The sequence below is a fragment of the Desulfosalsimonas sp. genome, assembly GCF_046483245.1.
GTDB lineage: Bacteria > Desulfobacterota > Desulfobacteria > Desulfobacterales > Desulfosalsimonadaceae > Desulfosalsimonas.
In genome coordinates, this window is record NZ_JAWODO010000084.1 from 1 (window position 1) to 16802 (window position 16802).

15 protein-coding genes and 1 tRNA gene are annotated in these 16802 nt (G+C 52.2%); 8 read left to right on the forward strand and 8 right to left on the reverse strand.

The window, feature by feature from the left end:
• The 6 genes from R6U41_RS07590 to R6U41_RS07615 form a co-directional block, all read right to left on the reverse strand.
• A partial coding sequence (locus R6U41_RS07590; RefSeq protein ID WP_410269233.1) for an ERCC4 domain-containing protein occupies nucleotides 1-444 on the reverse strand: 444 nt, incomplete at its 3' end.
• A 127-nt stretch (nucleotides 445-571) separates the two neighbouring features.
• Nucleotides 572-3073, reverse strand: a complete 2502-nt coding sequence (locus R6U41_RS07595; protein ID WP_410269234.1) for a phage/plasmid primase, P4 family — start codon at nucleotides 3071-3073, stop codon at nucleotides 572-574.
• 14 nt (nucleotides 3074-3087) lie between these two features.
• The gene (locus R6U41_RS07600) at nucleotides 3088-3324 is read right to left on the reverse strand and encodes a hypothetical protein (RefSeq protein WP_410269235.1); all 237 of its coding nucleotides are present in this window, start codon (nucleotides 3322-3324) and stop codon (nucleotides 3088-3090) included.
• 341 nt (nucleotides 3325-3665) lie between these two features.
• Nucleotides 3666-5171: a hypothetical protein gene (locus R6U41_RS07605; RefSeq protein WP_410269236.1), complete on the reverse strand. Its 1506-nt coding sequence runs from the start codon at nucleotides 5169-5171 to the stop codon at nucleotides 3666-3668.
• Nucleotides 5172-5273: 102 nt separating this feature from the next.
• Nucleotides 5274-6629 carry a tyrosine-type recombinase/integrase gene (locus R6U41_RS07610; protein ID WP_410269237.1) on the reverse strand — a complete coding sequence of 452 codons (1356 nt, stop codon included), beginning with the start codon at nucleotides 6627-6629 and terminating at the stop codon, nucleotides 5274-5276.
• A gap of 320 nt (nucleotides 6630-6949) precedes the next feature.
• Nucleotides 6950-7036 (reverse strand) — tRNA-Leu (locus tag R6U41_RS07615).
• Nucleotides 7037-7209: 173 nt separating this feature from the next.
• On the opposite strand from R6U41_RS07615, the gene R6U41_RS07620 reads away from it, so the two are divergent.
• The 7 genes from R6U41_RS07620 (at nucleotide 7210) to aroQ (ending at nucleotide 13184) form a co-directional block, all read left to right on the forward strand.
• Nucleotides 7210-8151 (forward strand): bifunctional riboflavin kinase/FAD synthetase, encoded by a 942-nt coding sequence (locus tag R6U41_RS07620; RefSeq protein WP_410269238.1) that lies wholly within the window; start codon nucleotides 7210-7212, stop codon nucleotides 8149-8151.
• Nucleotides 8152-8174: 23 nt separating this feature from the next.
• Entirely contained in the window at nucleotides 8175-8684 is a 510-nt protein-coding gene (gene def, locus R6U41_RS07625) for a peptide deformylase (protein ID WP_410269239.1), read from the forward strand.
• Nucleotides 8684-9622: a methionyl-tRNA formyltransferase gene (fmt, locus tag R6U41_RS07630; protein WP_410269240.1), complete on the forward strand. Its 939-nt coding sequence runs from the start codon at nucleotides 8684-8686 to the stop codon at nucleotides 9620-9622. Before def ends, fmt begins: the two co-directional genes overlap by 1 nt.
• On the forward strand, nucleotides 9619-10989 hold the full coding sequence (gene rsmB, locus R6U41_RS07635) for a 16S rRNA (cytosine(967)-C(5))-methyltransferase RsmB (RefSeq protein WP_410269241.1): 1371 nt from the start codon (nucleotides 9619-9621) through the stop codon (nucleotides 10987-10989). Before fmt ends, rsmB begins: the two co-directional genes overlap by 4 nt.
• On the forward strand, nucleotides 10986-11942 hold the full coding sequence (locus R6U41_RS07640; protein WP_410269242.1) for a PASTA domain-containing protein: 957 nt from the start codon (nucleotides 10986-10988) through the stop codon (nucleotides 11940-11942). The genes rsmB and R6U41_RS07640 overlap by 4 nt, the downstream gene beginning before the upstream one ends.
• Before the next feature lie 73 nt (nucleotides 11943-12015).
• Nucleotides 12016-12711 carry a ribulose-phosphate 3-epimerase gene (rpe, locus tag R6U41_RS07645; RefSeq protein ID WP_410269243.1) on the forward strand — a complete coding sequence of 232 codons (696 nt, stop codon included), beginning with the start codon at nucleotides 12016-12018 and terminating at the stop codon, nucleotides 12709-12711.
• A 29-nt stretch (nucleotides 12712-12740) separates the two neighbouring features.
• Nucleotides 12741-13184, forward strand: a complete 444-nt coding sequence (gene aroQ / locus R6U41_RS07650) for a type II 3-dehydroquinate dehydratase (protein WP_410269244.1) — start codon at nucleotides 12741-12743, stop codon at nucleotides 13182-13184.
• A 46-nt stretch (nucleotides 13185-13230) separates the two neighbouring features.
• Here aroQ and asd read toward each other — a convergent pair whose 3' ends face one another.
• Nucleotides 13231-14346, reverse strand: a complete 1116-nt coding sequence (asd, locus tag R6U41_RS07655; RefSeq protein ID WP_410269245.1) for an aspartate-semialdehyde dehydrogenase — start codon at nucleotides 14344-14346, stop codon at nucleotides 13231-13233.
• A 183-nt stretch (nucleotides 14347-14529) separates the two neighbouring features.
• Between asd and gspF the strand changes: the two genes are divergently transcribed.
• Nucleotides 14530-15771 (forward strand): type II secretion system inner membrane protein GspF, encoded by a 1242-nt coding sequence (gene gspF, locus R6U41_RS07660; RefSeq protein ID WP_410269246.1) that lies wholly within the window; start codon nucleotides 14530-14532, stop codon nucleotides 15769-15771.
• Between the two features lie 117 nt (nucleotides 15772-15888).
• Here the strand turns inward: gspF and R6U41_RS07665 are convergent, their stop codons facing one another.
• A complete protein-coding gene (locus tag R6U41_RS07665; protein ID WP_410269260.1) occupies nucleotides 15889-16779 on the reverse strand; it encodes a tetratricopeptide repeat protein in 891 nt (296 codons plus the stop codon).
• Nucleotides 16780-16802 lie beyond the last annotated feature (23 nt).

Below are 16802 nucleotides of genomic sequence, written 5' to 3' on the forward strand. Positions count from 1 at the left end.
CTCTATTTGAACCTGGCAATCCGCACTCGGCCAAAGCCAGGCAAACAGCCGAAACCGCTTATTTCGCCAAAAAAAATAAACGAAACCTTGTCCCCTTACCTGCATGGCGATAACCGATTGCAACGCCGACTGGGGCTTCATATTGCTTGTATATCGTCCGCGAGAAATATCCTGCCAACCCGCCTCCACTACAACCGCTGCGACATGGTATGAACGGAGCCTGCCAAGCTCCCGCTCGAAACGATCCCTGTTCTTACCCATCAAGCAGCTGATCAGGTCGTCAAGCATCTTGCGCTCGATAGAGACCAGGTGCTCAGCGCCAGGGATCGAATAGTCGCCACACGGCAGTGTGGACCGGACGACAGCGACATCGTAGTCGGTGAATTCGTATGGGGCTTGTTCCCGGGTGTCGATTATAATTATCATTCCTGCAATATCTCCCATTTGTATGACACTTATGACGCTTATGACGGGTTTTGCGAGATTACCCCCACCTGTGTGAACAATATTAAAAAACTTATTTTATTTCCTTCGCGGAATGTCGGGAAACCCGTCATACCCGTCATACCCGTCATGCTTTTAACCATATCCCTGTCACCATCCGGGCATACATGGTCCGACGATTTTCAAAACCAAGCCGTGTCAAACGGTCACGAAATGCTTTCATGCCCAGACGACGCTGAATGCCGTTTTCGACGGCCCATTCTTCATACGCCTTAAACAATTCGGATGCGGTTACTTCCTGTGACGCGTCACGGCTGCAACACTCGTCAACGAATGAAGCCACCTGATCCGCTTCAAGCCGCCATTTTTCCCGCGCCGCCCGGCAACTTTCCGGCATGGTGAATCCGAATTTCAAGGCATCGGAATACGCATCCAATGATAGCTTTAAAATTCCCGGCAATTCTTCCATGAGTTTGTCTTTCAACTGTGGATCGCAGTTCCCTGCCTCCGGCTTAAACACTTGGTTAAATTCAATAACCAGCGCCCGCCGGAATAAGGCATCGGAAAAATCCCGCGTGTGTGGCAAGTGATTGGTGCCGAACCAGCAAGTAGCAAACGGCCGCATAACGAACGGGTCTTTAAACTTATGCTCGACGGTTGTCGGCTCACCCGATACGATACCCTTTAAACTGGCATCGTCTATAACTTCACCTTGTTTGATCTCGGTAACGATATTGGCCAACTTGCCGTGCAGATGCGCCCGCTGAAAACTCCGGTCAAACATGGAAGGCTGTACTCCTGCTGTGTTATCCGACCCGCAAAGAGCTTCCAGGACGGCCAAGAAAACAGACTTGCCGTTTGCGCCACCGCCCACCAGTATAATGAAGCGCTCGTGCCGGCAGTGCGCCATGAGCGTGTACCCCACCATCTCTAAAACCGCTTGGATCTTTTCGAGCGCGTCATGGTCGTTATAAAATATTTGCTCAAGGAACAACTCGAACCTGGGGGCTGTCGCTTCGGAATCATATTCGATGGGAACCTGTGTTGTTCGGAAGTGTTCGCGGGTGTGCGGCATCAATTCCCACTTTTCCGCTTCGGGATTATAGCTCAACTCCCCATTGGTGCAGTTCACGCATTCGGGCGGCCCCACGTTAAAAACCTGATGAGGTTTATAGATTTCCGTTTTAAACAAGTCCGCGATACTTTCAACCGTTGACTTCCCCACGGTATCAATCTTGTTGCCGTCACCTACGAACCGCTGACACCATTTTTTCACGCTCCGGTCGTCGTTTTTCTTCCAAACTCCTTTGTCCCCCCACCTCCACACAAACGCCTGGGCGCAGACAATGTTTTCCGCGCCGAGCAATGAAACCATTTCGCGTGCCAAGTCCAGGTCGTCGAGACCATCCCCACTATTCACTCCGGCACGCTCTTGCTCTTTCAATGTTGAAAACGGAAAGCCTGTTACCTTTTTGATGGCATTGTAAACGCAACGTTTTTGAAGAGGCGGCAGGGCGACGGCATCCTTGACGATGGCTTCCACGGTGGCTGTGTCCTTCGGGGTCAGGGCTTCCGCCATGTTACGCAATTCGTCGAAGCCCTTCCGCTTGGAACCATCTTTATTATATCCCTTGGCAATTTCTTTGAGATCAGCGCCGTTTTTCTCGGCCATTTTGGCGACAGATCCGAATGAAACCCCTTTGCCTGACGTAAAACTTCGCCATTTGTATTCGATCTGTTCCGTGCCTGGATAATCCTTTCCGCCGCTGCTCCATTGATCAATTAAAATCAACCCTTCATCAAATCCGTTGAATTTGTCATGGACCCCTGCCATCACCCGGAACCAATCGTCGTAGCCAACATCGGGTGAGATGTAGCTTAAAATTTCGGCGGTTTCCCCTTCGCTTACTGTGCGTTCGACATCGCTGTGGACCTTTGGTTCAATGGGTCGCGGTGGCTCTTTGCCATTATGACGGAAAATGTCATCAATAAACGCTTGGTCAACCTGGGATAATTCGGCAACGGTGGCAGCTTCGATTAACTCAATAGTTTTGCCGGTGCTTGGCGGCAACACGATAACGGACCGGCCATCCATATTGGTACGCCCCGTTCGTATGTCAATTTTTTCAGGTTCTTTTCCTGTGGAAAAACTGGCCATGTGTGCATACGTGCCGGCTGCTCTGCGAAAATAATGGTGGGGCCCTTTGCTTGTTTTTATGACCAATGCAGGGTGAACATCGTGTTCTTTTTCAATCCTGAACAACGCCTCTTGTGCTTCGGTGCTGTCGGCATCGAGGATGAACAATTCATCATTTATTATAGCGCCCAGTTCGTGATCGGGATGTTTCTTCCAATGAGCCACTATGCTGGCAGGGCATAGATTATCAAGCCACGTCTGCCACTTGACTGCGGTTTGCTTTGTTTTTGGATTGATGGGAACAATTCTGAGGCCGAAATTATACCACCACGGGGCTGCGTCCGCACAGTTGCCGGGCGGTTCTTCATAAAATTCGAAATTAACTTGACTTTCGCCGGAGTTTTCATTATTTAATAAGGTAGCTTCATTATTTACCCGCCCGGTTTCGGCCGCCATCCCGCTGCCGTTGCCGGGTGTTTTGTTTGGTCGCATAGCCCGGCCCTCCCTTACATTCGAGTTCGCTTTTCAAGCCACGCCGCAAGCGGTTGCTTTCTCATCGCCGGAAACTTGCCCACCCGAAAAAGGTTTTCCCGCAAAAAAGCATCCGCTTGGTGCCCGGTGCATAGGTTGCGAAAATACCCTCTTGAATATGGAAACCCCTCAAGCTGGTTGATATCTTTGAGTAAGATGATTTCCGGCCAAGACCTGGATACTTCTTCCCATGCGCGTTTGTTTTGAGTCATGTCATTTCCTCCCGTTAAGTGATAGAAAGTTGATACCCTCTATACTCAAGGGTCAAATTGACCAGTTTTTTGACCGGAGATGTTTTTCGACCAAGCGGAAAAGCGGAAATGCTTGCTATGAGTGACTTTTATTGAATACAAAATAAAAAAAACGGCCTGGTCAATTTGACCGGGCCGATTACATGCTGCATTTTTTTTAAATTGTTGGAGTGGATGTAGCTTTCAATCTGGTGAGCTTGCTATTTAAGTCTCCCAAAAACTCGAATGTTGATTATCAGGAAGGATAGGGAGGCATGATATCAACACCGGCGCTTATTAACCCCATCTATACATGGTTGCGGTTACCACATCTTCCCTGAGTTTTCATAACCACAAAATTCCTGAGCTATTTCCTCCTCGTCTGAAAAGGTTTCCATATGTTCAGGGTCGGCCTTGGTTATAATCAATTCGGATTGATATTTTTCTTCAGTATATGTATTATGGAATTCATGGAGCTCGGGTTTATGATAGACAATGGGCTTCCCTTTCACGTCAGGAAAAATACCTCGAAGGCGCCTATTCAACATGTATATTTTATCTTTCAGCTTTCTCCGGCTCACACCTGTCCCGAAGTCGTAATAACCTTTATTGGCTGCGAACTCCTCAAAGTCTTTCCATCTGACTTTTTTACCACCCAAACCCAAGCCATCTCTAGTCGTTGTAATTTCGCCTTGGGGGTAAAATATTTTTATTAACCCTTGATGCACCAAGTAAATACGAATATCTTTCCACTTTGTCCCGGGCGGCGTCTTTATTGCCAAATATTCTTTTTCTTTATTGCCTGCAGCGCCGGACTCCCTCGGAGAATCAGGAAACAAAATTTGTGGAAGGGGCGTTGGCACAAAAAGAGTTTTAGTAAAATAATCATTAAGTGTCTGGAGATTAACATGGGTCCCTTCATTCTTTGGAGCTTCTACATAAATACCTTTATCTCGGTCTTCTTTGTATGTTTTGAGATACGGCACTTTTCCTTGGTCAGGGACCCCGTCAAATCCAGTGGTCAAGCGCTGCATGAGCATGAACCAAGCTCCAACTCTATTTTCAAAAGTTTCAGTTTCGGGTATGCTTGGTCCCCGTTCATCCATCTGGTATTCCCGCCACAAAGCAGGCAGCGTAGCGCTGGAGCCGTCATCATATGCGAGAATATGGCACAATTGCAAAATATTAATATGTTCTGTTTTACGCGCTCTATCCGCCCATTTTTGCACCTTTTCTCCCCAGTTTTGCTGCCATAAAACAATGTGGGGTTCGTCTATCCTGATGTTTGCGCTCAACTTGGTATTTCTAAATTTGCAATAAAATTGCCATTCCTCCCGGTAATCAGGCTTCGGTGGATTCTTATAGACTTTAGCAAAATCTTTGGTCATCAAGTCATAATATTGCTCGTTATCCGCTATCCGCTTGTTGGGTTTTGTTGCTGCCAATAGTCTTTCATAAGATTCTTGCTGCCTTTCTCCTCTTACCCCCATAAGGTCATACTGCAAATGGTCCTCAGCGCTCATTTTCGTTGTTTTATCGTAATCATCCATTTCAAAAACAACTGCGTATATTACTGGAAGGGGCGGCAGGCCGTCACGTGCGATCATCGCCCCTTCATATTTTGAGGAAAAATTATACAATAAGATGCGTTTGATAGGCGCTTCAGAAAATTTCTTTACCCATCTTTCTGCCTGCATCTTAAAAATGTGGATGTTTAATTCGGGAAAGTATTCTTCAGAATTCATTGGGGTGTCTGCCTCCAATAGCTCAAATGGTTCTGCTTCCCAACGCTTTAATATTTCTCGACCATTTATCCATCGTTGAGCCATATTTTGCAATTTCCTGTTATTACTTCCTGGCTGAAAATCCCGGCCCAAGGCGTCCAGGAAAACGCCTTTTCGGGTGCGAGTCCCTATGGCCGCGAATTTCTATTATTCTGATGTTGCCAATGCAACAACTTCCGCACCGTTTTTTACTACCGCCGCTTCTGTTTTCTGCGTATCGAACGAAGTCCCCAAATTGTTTACAGCGGCTTGAAGTGTATTCTCTCCCAGATGCGCGTAACGGCTCGTCATTTTAAAATCAGAATGACCCAAAAGTTCCTTGACCACATAAAGGTCCGTGCCGGCCATTACAAGCCAACTGGCAAACGTATGCCGCAGGGTATGGAAAACAACCTTATCACGCGGATCTGTCACGCCCTCATTGAGTTTCAGTTTGTCTATGGCCCGGTTGAATGTATTTGATACCTGTTTCATCTTCTGCCCACTGCGATCCGGGAAAACGAGTTGATCCGGGCCCGGGTTTGCCGGTCGGCGGGCTTGAAGCATCTGCTTTGCCTGATTCGTCAAATACGCGGCCCGTGTCCGTCCGTTTTTGGTGTTCTTCAATGTCAAGGTGCCGTTGGCAAGATCCACGGCGCCCCAGGTCAATGAAAATATTTCCCCGGCCCTCATGCCCGTATGAAGGCTTAAAAGTGACATGTCGTATACATCAGGGCTTATGAATTTGATTTTTTCAAGCAGTGCATCGGCTTCTGCCCTGGACAAAAACCGGGTGCGCCGGTTGTCCTCTGAAGGCATCTTGACCTTTTTAACGGGATTGTCACCATTGAAAAGGTCGTTTCGTTTTGCATGGTTGAAAACCTGCCGGATTATGGCAAGCGTATATTGAATGGTTCTGGCGGCTTTTCCACCTTTCTTCATATTTGACTTTATCTTTTCCAGGTGCACGGGTGCGATTTCAACCACGGGCTTGTCCCCGAGCACTGGCTTGATCCACAGGGTATAAATGGATTCTTCACGGATAAGGGCATCGTCTCCACGGTCGGCTTTCGCCTGTGGCAAATAGTTTTTTCCCCATACATCATTGAATGTCAGGGCTTGCCGTTCCTTTTCAACTCGCTTTGCTTCGGCCTTTTGCCGCCGCTCCTTCAAAGTCGCTTCACCTTCGCCGGTGCGCCGGGCCTGTTTCAGCTTGGCAATTTCCACAAGGCACTTTTCCTCTGTCCACCCCTCGCTGGTCCACCCAAAAGACTCCTGAATCCTTCGGCCATCAATCATAATCCGGTACTGATAGAATCGGTCTTTTTTAATGCCGTGCTTCCTGGTCGGGTGCTCCCGGTAGCGCAAACCCTTGTGATTTGTTTTGTGCCAGACGTATTGAGCCATGATCCGCCCCTTCGTTTGGTGTTCTTTTTCATATTTTTGGTGTTCCGCAGAAAAAATATTTTCTAATGACCATTTTTTGATGGTGTGTCCGCACGCCTCAAGCCAAAATTGGAACACCAAAAGAACACCAAAAAATCAATGAAACAAGGTTTTCTTAAATGAAATTAAGTGAAAGCAGGATAAGCGGAAAGGCCCGAAAAGTCAAGGTTTTTATATGGAAAAATGATGAAAAGTGAAAGATGAAAAATTTGACTACGAATCCGTAGGTCGCAGGTTCGAATCCTGCCGGGCGCGCCAATAAAATCAAGGGTTTGGCCGGAATCGGCCGGGCCCTTTTTTTTATCCTTCCCACCCTATATTCGTCTTATTATCCGCTTGAGGTTTTGAACATAAAAAAAGGCTGCAATCTGTTGGGATTGCAGCCTTTGATTGTTTAATGGTGCCGAAGGGGAGACTCGAACTCCCACTGGAATGCTCCAACTAGACCCTGAACCTAGCGCGTCTACCAATTCCGCCACTTCGGCACATCCATGATTGTGTAAGCCTGCCGCTCTGCAAAATCAGGTCATGCAAAGCCGAAAAAACAATCATTGATCAAAAATGAATTTTCTTATATATACCGGAAAAACCCTGTTGTCAAGACGATTCTTTTTGCGGTTGAATAAATTTACCTGGTTTCAACGGGATCTGCACCAATATGAAAACCCTATACAGTCTGGATGAAATCCAACGTCCCTTTCCCAATGCAGTTGTGGCCATCGGCAATTTTGACGGCGTACACCTCGGCCATCAGGCCATTTTCCAGCGCGTGCGGCAAAAGGCACGGGAGATTAACGGCACCTCCGTGGCTATGACCTTTGACCCCCATCCGGTCAAGGTGCTTGGCAATAACGGCTCGCCGCCCCTGATCACCTTGCTGGAGCAAAAAATTGAACTCATCGAAGCCCTTGGCGTGGATGTGTTTTTATGCGTTCCCTTTGACCAGTCATTTGCCGCGGTCACGGCCCATGAATTTCTAAAAAATATCCTGATCGACAAGATCGGCATGAAAGCCCTTGTCATCGGAAAGGATTATACTTTTGGAAAGAACCGCAAAGGCAATGTGGCGTTTTTGCGTCAACATGCGGATGCGTATGGATTTGAGGTCATCGTTCCCGACTGGGTGCCGGTTTCGGCAGATGGCGCTGAGCGGATTAGCAGCACCCAGGTCCGGCAGATCATCGAGGCCGGCCGGGTGACGGATGCCAAAGCGCTTCTTGGCCGGTATTATCAGATCCGAGGAGAGGTGGTCACCGGCCGGAATCGGGGCGGCCCGCTGCTGGGTATTCCCACCGCCAATATTAAACTCGCAGATGAACTCTGTCCCAAAACAGGCGTGTATGCAGTGATGGTCCAAACTCCCGAAGGCCGGTTCAAAGGCGTGGCCAACATCGGCTACAGCCCGACCTTTGATGATCACCTGTTTACCGTGGAGGTCCATTTGCTGGATTTCAACAACGACCTGTACGGATCCAAAATCCGGGTGGATTTCATCCAGCGGATCCGCGGGGAGAAGAAATTCAACAGTTTTGATGAACTCAAGGCTCAGATCCGCAAGGATATCGAAGATGCCCGACAACTTCTGCCGGATCCGGCGTAACAATTGATATAAGGATTTTCCTGATGTCTGTTTTAGATATTCTGACCTACCCTGACCCTTTTCTCAAGCATCCGGCCAAGCCGGTGGAAGAAATTGATGAAAGGATTCAGCAGATCATCGAGGATATGGCCGAAACCATGTACCAGGCTCCGGGTGTAGGCCTTGCCGCCACCCAGGCGGGAATTGACCAGAGCATTATCGTATTCGACCCTGAGGCCGACAGCAGCAGCCGCAATTTTCAGGTGCTGATCAACCCTGGCATCATTGATGCCCGGGGCAAGGTGATATCCGAAAACGAGGGATGCCTTAGCGTTCCAGATTTTCGAAGCGATGTGCCCAGATTCGATCATGTTGTTGTCCAGGGCCTGGACCGTCACGGAAACGCCCTGGAAATCGATGCCGGCGGTTTTCTGTCCACCATTTTGCAGCATGAAATCGACCATTTAAACGGCATTTTATTCATTGACCGCATCAGCGCCCTAAAGCGGCAGATCTACAAACGAAAACGCCTCAAGGAACTCAAAACCGTCTGATGTCAAAATTTACGACCATATTCATGGGGACCCCGGATTTTGCTGTGCCCGCCTTAAAGGCCCTTTACAATGCCGGCCATCAGGTAAGCCTTGTGGTGACTCAGCCGGACCGGCCCAAAGGCAGAGGCCGGCAGCTGTCGCCGCCCCCGGTGAAAGAAGCTGCAAAAGAACTCGGCCTGCCGGTTTTTCAGCCGGAATCAGTGAAAACACAGGCCTTTTATGAAGTCATGGCGCATTTGAAACCCGACATTTTCGTGGTGGTGGCATTCGGGCATATTCTGCCCAGGCGGGTTATGGAGATCGCTCCCATGGGCGCAGTTAATCTGCATGCCTCCCTGCTGCCTGCATACCGGGGCCCGGCGCCTATTCAGTGGGCGATTATAAACGGTGAGTCCGAAACCGGGGTCACCAGCATGCTCATGGACGCGGGCCTGGATACCGGCGAAATCCTGGAAACGGAAAAAACCGTGATCCACCCCTCAGATACCGCAGGCACCCTTCATGACCGTTTGGCGCAATTGTCTGCCAACGTGCTCACAAAGACCCTGGCCGGTTTTGCCGCAGGTACCATTCGGCCCGTGGCACAGGATCATGCCCGGGCCACCTATGCACCAATGCTGAAAAAATCCGATGGCCGCATTGACTGGAGCCGGTCTGCAGAGTTTCTGGAGCGCTTCATCCGGGGCATGTGTCCCTGGCCCGGGGCGCATACTTACTGGGGCAGCAAACGGATCAACATTTTTGCCGCTCGGGTATGCCCCATGGCCGAGCCGCGCCCCCCGGGCACTGTGCTGGCCTCGTTTTCCAATGAACTGCGCGTGGCAACCGGAAAAAAAGCCCTGTCCATAGAAGAACTGCAGGTCGCCTCCGGCAAACGCATGCATATCCGCGACTTTTTAAAAGGCGCTGAGATATCGCCGGCAACGGTGCTGGAATGATTTCAGGCGATGCCCGGGAGCTTGCTTTCCGGATTTTAAACGAACTGGAAACCAGGCGCACCACCCTGGACCGGCTCATTGACGAGGAGTTTGAAAAAATTGCGCCGGGGATGGACCGGCGGGACCGGGCCCTTGCCTTTGCCCTTGTTTACGGGGTGCTTCGCTGGCGGGCAAAGCTGGACTGGCAGATTGCCGGGCTGGCAAACCGGCCGTCAAACAAAATCCGTCCGGACATGCGCAATATTTTGCGCATCGGTTTGTTTCAGATGCTGTTTATGTCCCGGATCCCGGAGTCAGCGGCGGTCAACACGGCCGTGAACCTGGCCAAAAAATACGGATCACCGAAATTGGCCGGGTTTGTCAACGCTCTGCTGCGAAATGCCGCCCGGCAGAAAACCGGTTTTTCAGATCCGGATCCGGCCCGCGACCCGGTGGCGGCTTTGGCTGTAAGCCAATCTTTTCCCGAGTGGATTGTGCACCGGTGGAACAACCGGCTGGGCATGGATGAAACCCGGCTGTTGTGCGGTTATAGCAACCAGATCCCGCCGCTGACCCTGCGGGCCAACACCTTGCAGATCAGTCGGGAAGCCTTGACCGAAAAACTGGTTTGCGCAGATGCTGCGGAAACAATTTGTGAAACAAAATATGCACCAGACGGCATTTGTCTCTGGGGTCCGCATGTGCCGGTCAGTGAATTGCCCGGCTTTGCAGAAGGATACTTTCAGGTTCAGGATGAGGCTGCACAACTTGCAGCCCATGTACTGGACTGCCGGCCGGGACAGGACGTGCTGGACGCTTGCGCCGGACTTGGCGGGAAAACCGGCCACATTGCCCAGTTAATGGAAAATCGCGGCCGGATTCTGGGCATGGATTCGGATATGGGAAAACTCCGGGAACTGTCTCTGGAAATGAAGCGGCTGGGAGCCGATAATGTGGAAACATGCCGGCATGATCTCCGGCAGCCCCTGGATCCGGAGAAACTGGGAACATTTGATCGGATCCTGGTTGACGCCCCTTGTTCCGGGCTCGGGGTAATCCGCAGGAATCCGGATATAAAGTGGACGGCCCGGCAGGCGGATTTTCAGGGCCATGCCCGAAAACAGCTTCAGCTTCTGAGCCATGCCGCCGCCCTGCTGAAGCTTTCAGGCGGAGTGATGATATACGCGGTCTGCAGCATGGAGCCGGAAGAAACTCACGGGGTGGTTTCCGCATTTCTGGAAAAAACAGCCGGGTTTGAACTTCAGGACATGGGTTTGCTTTTTCCTGGATTGGCGGATTTGGCAGATGACCGCGGGTGTCTCACCCTGCTACCGCATCGACATGAAACAGACGGATTTTTTATTGCAAGGCTAAGAGTTTGCCCATGATCCGATCGATTTTCAAATACCTGGTATTGATCTTTGTCTTTTGCGCAGTGGTCGGTTTGAGCACCTATTTCACCCTCTCTTTTTTCATCCAAAGCGAAGATACGGTTCTGGTGCCGGATCTGACCGGCAAAAACGCGGTTGCTGCGTTGGAAACCCTTTCCGCCCTGGAATTAAACACCCGGGTGGGGGCAAAGGAATACAGCACAGAAGTGCCCGAACATCACGTAATCACCCAGAAGCCCGCCCCGGGCCGGAGCATCAAGGTCAACCGCGAGGTGTCCCTGGTGATCTCCAGGGGGCCTTCCACCGTGACCGTGCCAAATGTCGAAAACCAGGAACTGGAGCAGGCCCGGATGACCCTGGAGCAAAAAGGCCTGACCGCCGGGACGGTGACCCGTGTCCATGATGCAAATACCCCGCGCCGCCGGATTATGGCTCAGCATCCTGCCCCGGAAGACGGCGTGCGGCGCAGCAGTCCGGTGAACCTGCTGGTTAGCGTCGGTCCACGGCCGAAGGCATACATGATGCCGGATCTGCGCGGCAAATTTCTGGATGAGGCCATGCTTTCCATTGAAAGCCATCAAATCAGCCTTGAAGAATTCAAATCCGTTCATGACCCGTCAAAACCGGAAAACACGGTCACGGGCCAGGCCCCGCCGCCCGGGTACCGGGTTGAGACCGGCGCTTCGGTTCGCCTGATCATCAACCGCCGGCCCGGAAGCCGGCAAGCCGGCCGGGATGAAAAAAAGCCGCTTTTTTCCCATCGGCTGGCACCAGGTTTTTTAAAACAGCGGGTGAGATTGGAGATGAGCGGGTTTGGCGCCCATATGGTACTGCATGAAGGCCTGATGGATCCCGGCGCCGTGATCTGGGCCATTGTTCCGGAGCATACAGAAGCTGCGGTTTTTCTGTATGTAAACGGCAAGCTTGTTGAGTCGCAGGTTTACAACTGATAAGCCTGTAAAAAGCTTTTTACTGATGCGCCGTCAAAATTGGAATGCGGCAAAAACCCATGGAGAGTGACAGATGAACCCGATTATTGCCCCCTCGATTCTTTCTGCTGATTTTGCCAGGCTCGGACAGGAAATCACGGCCGTGGAGCAGGCCGGTGCCGACTGGATTCACGTGGATGTCATGGATGGCCACTTTGTTCCAAACATCACCCTGGGCCCCATGGTGGTGGAAGCGGCCCGGAAAACAACCGCCCTGCCCCTGGATGTGCACTTGATGATTGACAATCCGGACGAATTTATCGGCGAGTTTGCCAAAGCCGGCGCAGACCTGATATCCGTGCATGCTGAAACCTGCCCGCACCTGCACCGCACCGTGGAGTTAATCGAAATCAGCGGATGCCGTCCCGGGGTGGTGCTCAATCCGGCCACACCTTTGAGCTGCCTGGACTGGATTCTTGACCGGCTTCATTTTGTGCTTTTAATGAGCGTAAATCCCGGGTTTGGGGGCCAGTCCTTTATTGACGCTTCCCTGGACAAAATCCTGGCGCTCAGACAGACCATTGTCCGCCATGGGCTTTCCACCCTGATCCAGGTCGACGGCGGGGTCAATGCCCAGACCATCGGAAAAATTGCAGCTGCCGGCACAGACGTGTTTGTTGCCGGCTCTGCCATTTTTAAAAGCCCGGATTACAGCCAAGCCATTTCCGGCATGAAAGCCGCTGCCGCAGAAGCTGCAGCGCCCCGGTTTCAAGAGATCAGAGAAGACTGAAAAACCAGAAACAAAAGGAATCAGGCCAGATGGAAACCAAACAGATCCTGGTGATACACGGCCCCAATTTAAACATGCTCGGCACCCGGGAGCCGGAAACCTACGGCACACAAAGCCTTGCCGATATTGATGCCGCCCTGGTCCAGGCTGCCCAAGCGAACAGCACAGGCCTGCAAACCCTTCAGTCCAATCACGAGGGCCAGATCGTGGACGCCATCCAGCAGGCCCGGGGCGCGTTTGACGCCCTGATCATCAACCCGGCAGGCTACACGCACACCAGCGTGGCCATTCGGGATGCCATTGCCATGCTGGAAATCCCGGTCATTGAAATTCATTTGTCCAATATATACAAGCGCGAGCCCTTCAGGCACAGATCCATGATCACGGACGTGGCCACAGGGCAGATCTGCGGGTTCGGCCACCACGGATATCTACTGGCCTTGCAGGCAGCGCTTCGGATGATACAGGCATAACAGGATTTTTCCGGGCCCGGCCGGAACCGGGCCCGGTCGGGTTTTATCAGCCCAGGTATTCCAGTGCGATGTTGAGCATGCGGCGGATGGGTTCGGCAGCCCCCCAAAGGAGCTGATCGCCCGCGGTGAAAAAGCTCAGGTACTCGGGGCCCATGTTCATTTTCCGGATGCGGCCCACCGGCACGGTCAGGGTGCCGGACACGGCAGCAGGCGTCAGCCGCGCAAGGGTGTCTTGCTTGGTGTTGGGCACGGTTTCCACCCAATCATTGGCAGCGCCGATCATGCCGGTGATTTCATCAACAGGCACATCCCGGGTGAGCTTTACGGCAATGGCCTGGCTGTGGCTGCGCATGGCGCCGATGCGAACGCAGATGCCGTCTATGGGAATCGGGGAATCGGTCTGCAGAATCTTGTTGGTCTCGGCAAAGCCCTTCCATTCCTCCTTGGTCTGGCCGGATTCCATGGGACTGTCAATCCAGGGAATCAGGCTGCCGGCAAGGGGGACTCCGAAGTGTTCAACAGGAAAATCCTGCCCGGACATGGCGTCAAGCACCCGCCGGTCTATATCCAGGATGGCTGAGGCCGGATCGGCCATCAGGTCCTCGGCGCTTTGGCCGATGATTTTCATCTGGGAAACCAGTTCCCGCATGTTTTTGGCCCCTGACCCGGAGGCCGCCTGGTAGGTCATGGAAGACATCCATTCCACCAGGTTGTTTTCAAACAGGGCGCCTGCGGCCATGAGCATGAGGCTGACCGTGCAGTTTCCGCCGATAAAGTTTTTCACCCCGTTGGCCAGGGCCTGGCCAATGATTTTTCTGTTGACCGGGTCAAGCACGATAATGCTGTCATCCGCCATGCGAAGAGCGGATGCCGCATCAATCCAGTAGCCGTTCCAGCCCTTGCTTCGCAGTTCCGGGTAAACCTTCTGGGTATAACCGCTGCCCTGAGAGGTGACAATAATGTCCATACCGGCCAGCAGGTCGGTGTCGTGCGCGTCTGCCAGGGGCGGGACCGGTTTTCCGATATCCGGGCCGGCCTGGCCCGCCTGGGAGGTGGAGGCAAAAAGCGGTTCAAAGCCCTCAAATCCATTTTCCGCCCGCATGCGGTCCATGAGCACAGAGCCCACCATGCCCCGCCATCCGATAAAAGCAACCTTTAACATATGCATTCTCCTTTGAACGTAGCGGATCTGAAAAGATAATCGTATTTATTTATAAGCCGTTACCCGGTTTTGTCAACCGCCAATGTGTAGACGGTTTAAATCTTCAGTAAAAAATTGAAAACCCAGCGGTTTGCTGGTAAATTAGACGCTACAGGCAAACTTCTGCCATGACACGGATCATTAGTGAAAACAGCCATGCCCATTTTTGAATACAGCGCCTTAAATGCCAAAGGCAAAAGCGTCACTGACATCATTGATGCTGAAAGCGTGTCCGCGGCCAGGCAGAAGCTGCGGGCCGCCAGCATCTATCCGGTCTCCATCCGGGAGGTTCATGACAGCCAATCCCGCCAAACCGGTTTTCTGGAAAAATTGCTGCCTGTTTTTGCCTCCCGGGTCCGGCCCGGGGAGCTGGCCATCATGACCCGGCAGCTGGCCACCCTTTTGCAGGCCGGTTTTCCCCTGGTATCGGCCATTTACACACTGATCCCCCAAACCCGTTCCAGGGTTTTAAAGCGGATGCTGTCTCAAATTAAAGACGCCATAGAAGAGGGATCCGGCTTTGCCGAGGCCCTGTCTGAATATCCTGAAACGTTTTCCCCCATTTATATCAATATGGTCCGCTCCGGTGAGTCCTCAGGCACCCTGGAACTGGTGTTAAACCGGCTGGCCGACATCACCGAACGCCAGCAGGCCCTTTCCAACCGGGTCCGGTCGGCAATGGCCTACCCTGTTCTGATGTTGATTGTCGGGATCCTGATCCTGATGTTTCTGCTGACCTATATCGTGCCCAGCATTACTGCCATTTTCACGGACATGGACCAGTCCCTGCCCGCCCCGACCCGGGCCTTGATTGCGGTCAGTGAATTTTTAAAAGCCAGCTGGTGGATGCTTCTGGGGGCGATGGTGATTTTTTTGGCGGGACTGCGGCATTTCGGGCGTACCCAACAAGGAGCCTACCGGCTGGATAAGGCCGTCCTGCAAATCCCCCTGGCCGGCAATCTGAAAACCAAGCTGGCTGTGGCGCGTTTTTCCCGCACCCTTGGCTCGCTTCTGGAAAACGGGGTTCCCCTGATGGCGGCCTTAGACATTGTGAAAAACATCGTGGGCAACCGGGTGATTGCCGAGGCCGTGCAAGCCGCTGCAGCCGAAGTGGAAAAAGGCGCAGGCCTGGGTAAATCCCTGGAATCCTCGCGGTTTTTCCCCCACCTGGCTGTTCAGATGATCCAGGTGGGCGAAAATTCCGGGGAACTGGAAGCCATGCTGGCCAAGATGGCCGATATTTATGAAAACGAGGTGGAAACCACGGTTTCCGGCCTGACTTCCATGCTAGAGCCCGCCATTATCCTGGTGATGGCCCTGGTGGTGGGCTTTATTGTATTATCCATCATCCTGCCCATTTTTGAAATGAACCAGATGATCGGATAATTGGGTTCAGCACCCGGCCGTGCATGGGCCCTATCCCGGATACCGATTGTGCATGTTGACAAAAGCCTGTTGAGATTCCTGCCCATTGCTGTCTGAAGCCATCCATCCTCCTTATGGTTAAAATGAGCCGTGAATCGCCAGCATTGCACCCCGGGGCCGGAGCTGCAGGGAAACCGCAGGTCCGTGGCTGTCCTTGAGCCGGCGGATAAATTTTTCGCTTTGCCGGTAATTGTATTTATGGGCGCTTGTCACTCCGCCGGCAATGCTGCCGCTGTAAAACCCCAGGCCGGCAAGGCCGGTCAGGGCGCCCAGGGCGGGCAAATCCTCGTCAAAACACTGCCATGAAGCCACTGCCAGGGCCGAGGTAAGAAAAAAAGCCACCCCGGCTTCCCGGATCCGGCCGGTATACAGATACCCCCCGCCGGGCACCGCAGACAGCAGACCGGCTGTCAACGGGCTTTTATGTTTCATTTCATCCGGATCATCCAGGGATGAAACAATGGCCTCAACATTATAGCGATCTTGATTTTTTTCACTAATGGCCAAAAACGACGACCTTGCCCGGGAAATATCACCGGCTTCCAGCAGAATCCAGGCCATCTGACTGCGGGCCCGGTCGCGGACTTTCGGATCGGGCTTCTGCCGGATGATCTGTTGGAGCATCATTGCTGAACGGTCAACGTCATTTTGCTTCTGATAGCACCGGCTGATCATGAACCTGGCTTCAAGGGCCTGTTCGGAGCCGGGATAGGATCGAATCAACCGGTCAAAGGCATCAATGGCCCGCTGGTAGCGCTGCATGGAAAACCGGGCCATGCCCGCGTAAAACGCAGCAGCCGGTGCCCGTTTGTCCTTTTCAAAAAAATGAACAAACCGGTCAAATTCCGTGGCTGCGGCCTGAAAGTCCTGTTGATCATAAAGCTTTTGCGCAAAGGCGTATGCCGCCCCGGGGGTCACAGTCAGCTCCCGGGTAGATGCCGGCAGGGCCAGTATTAAACATAAAAGCACCAACACACTCAACGCCGGAAAAA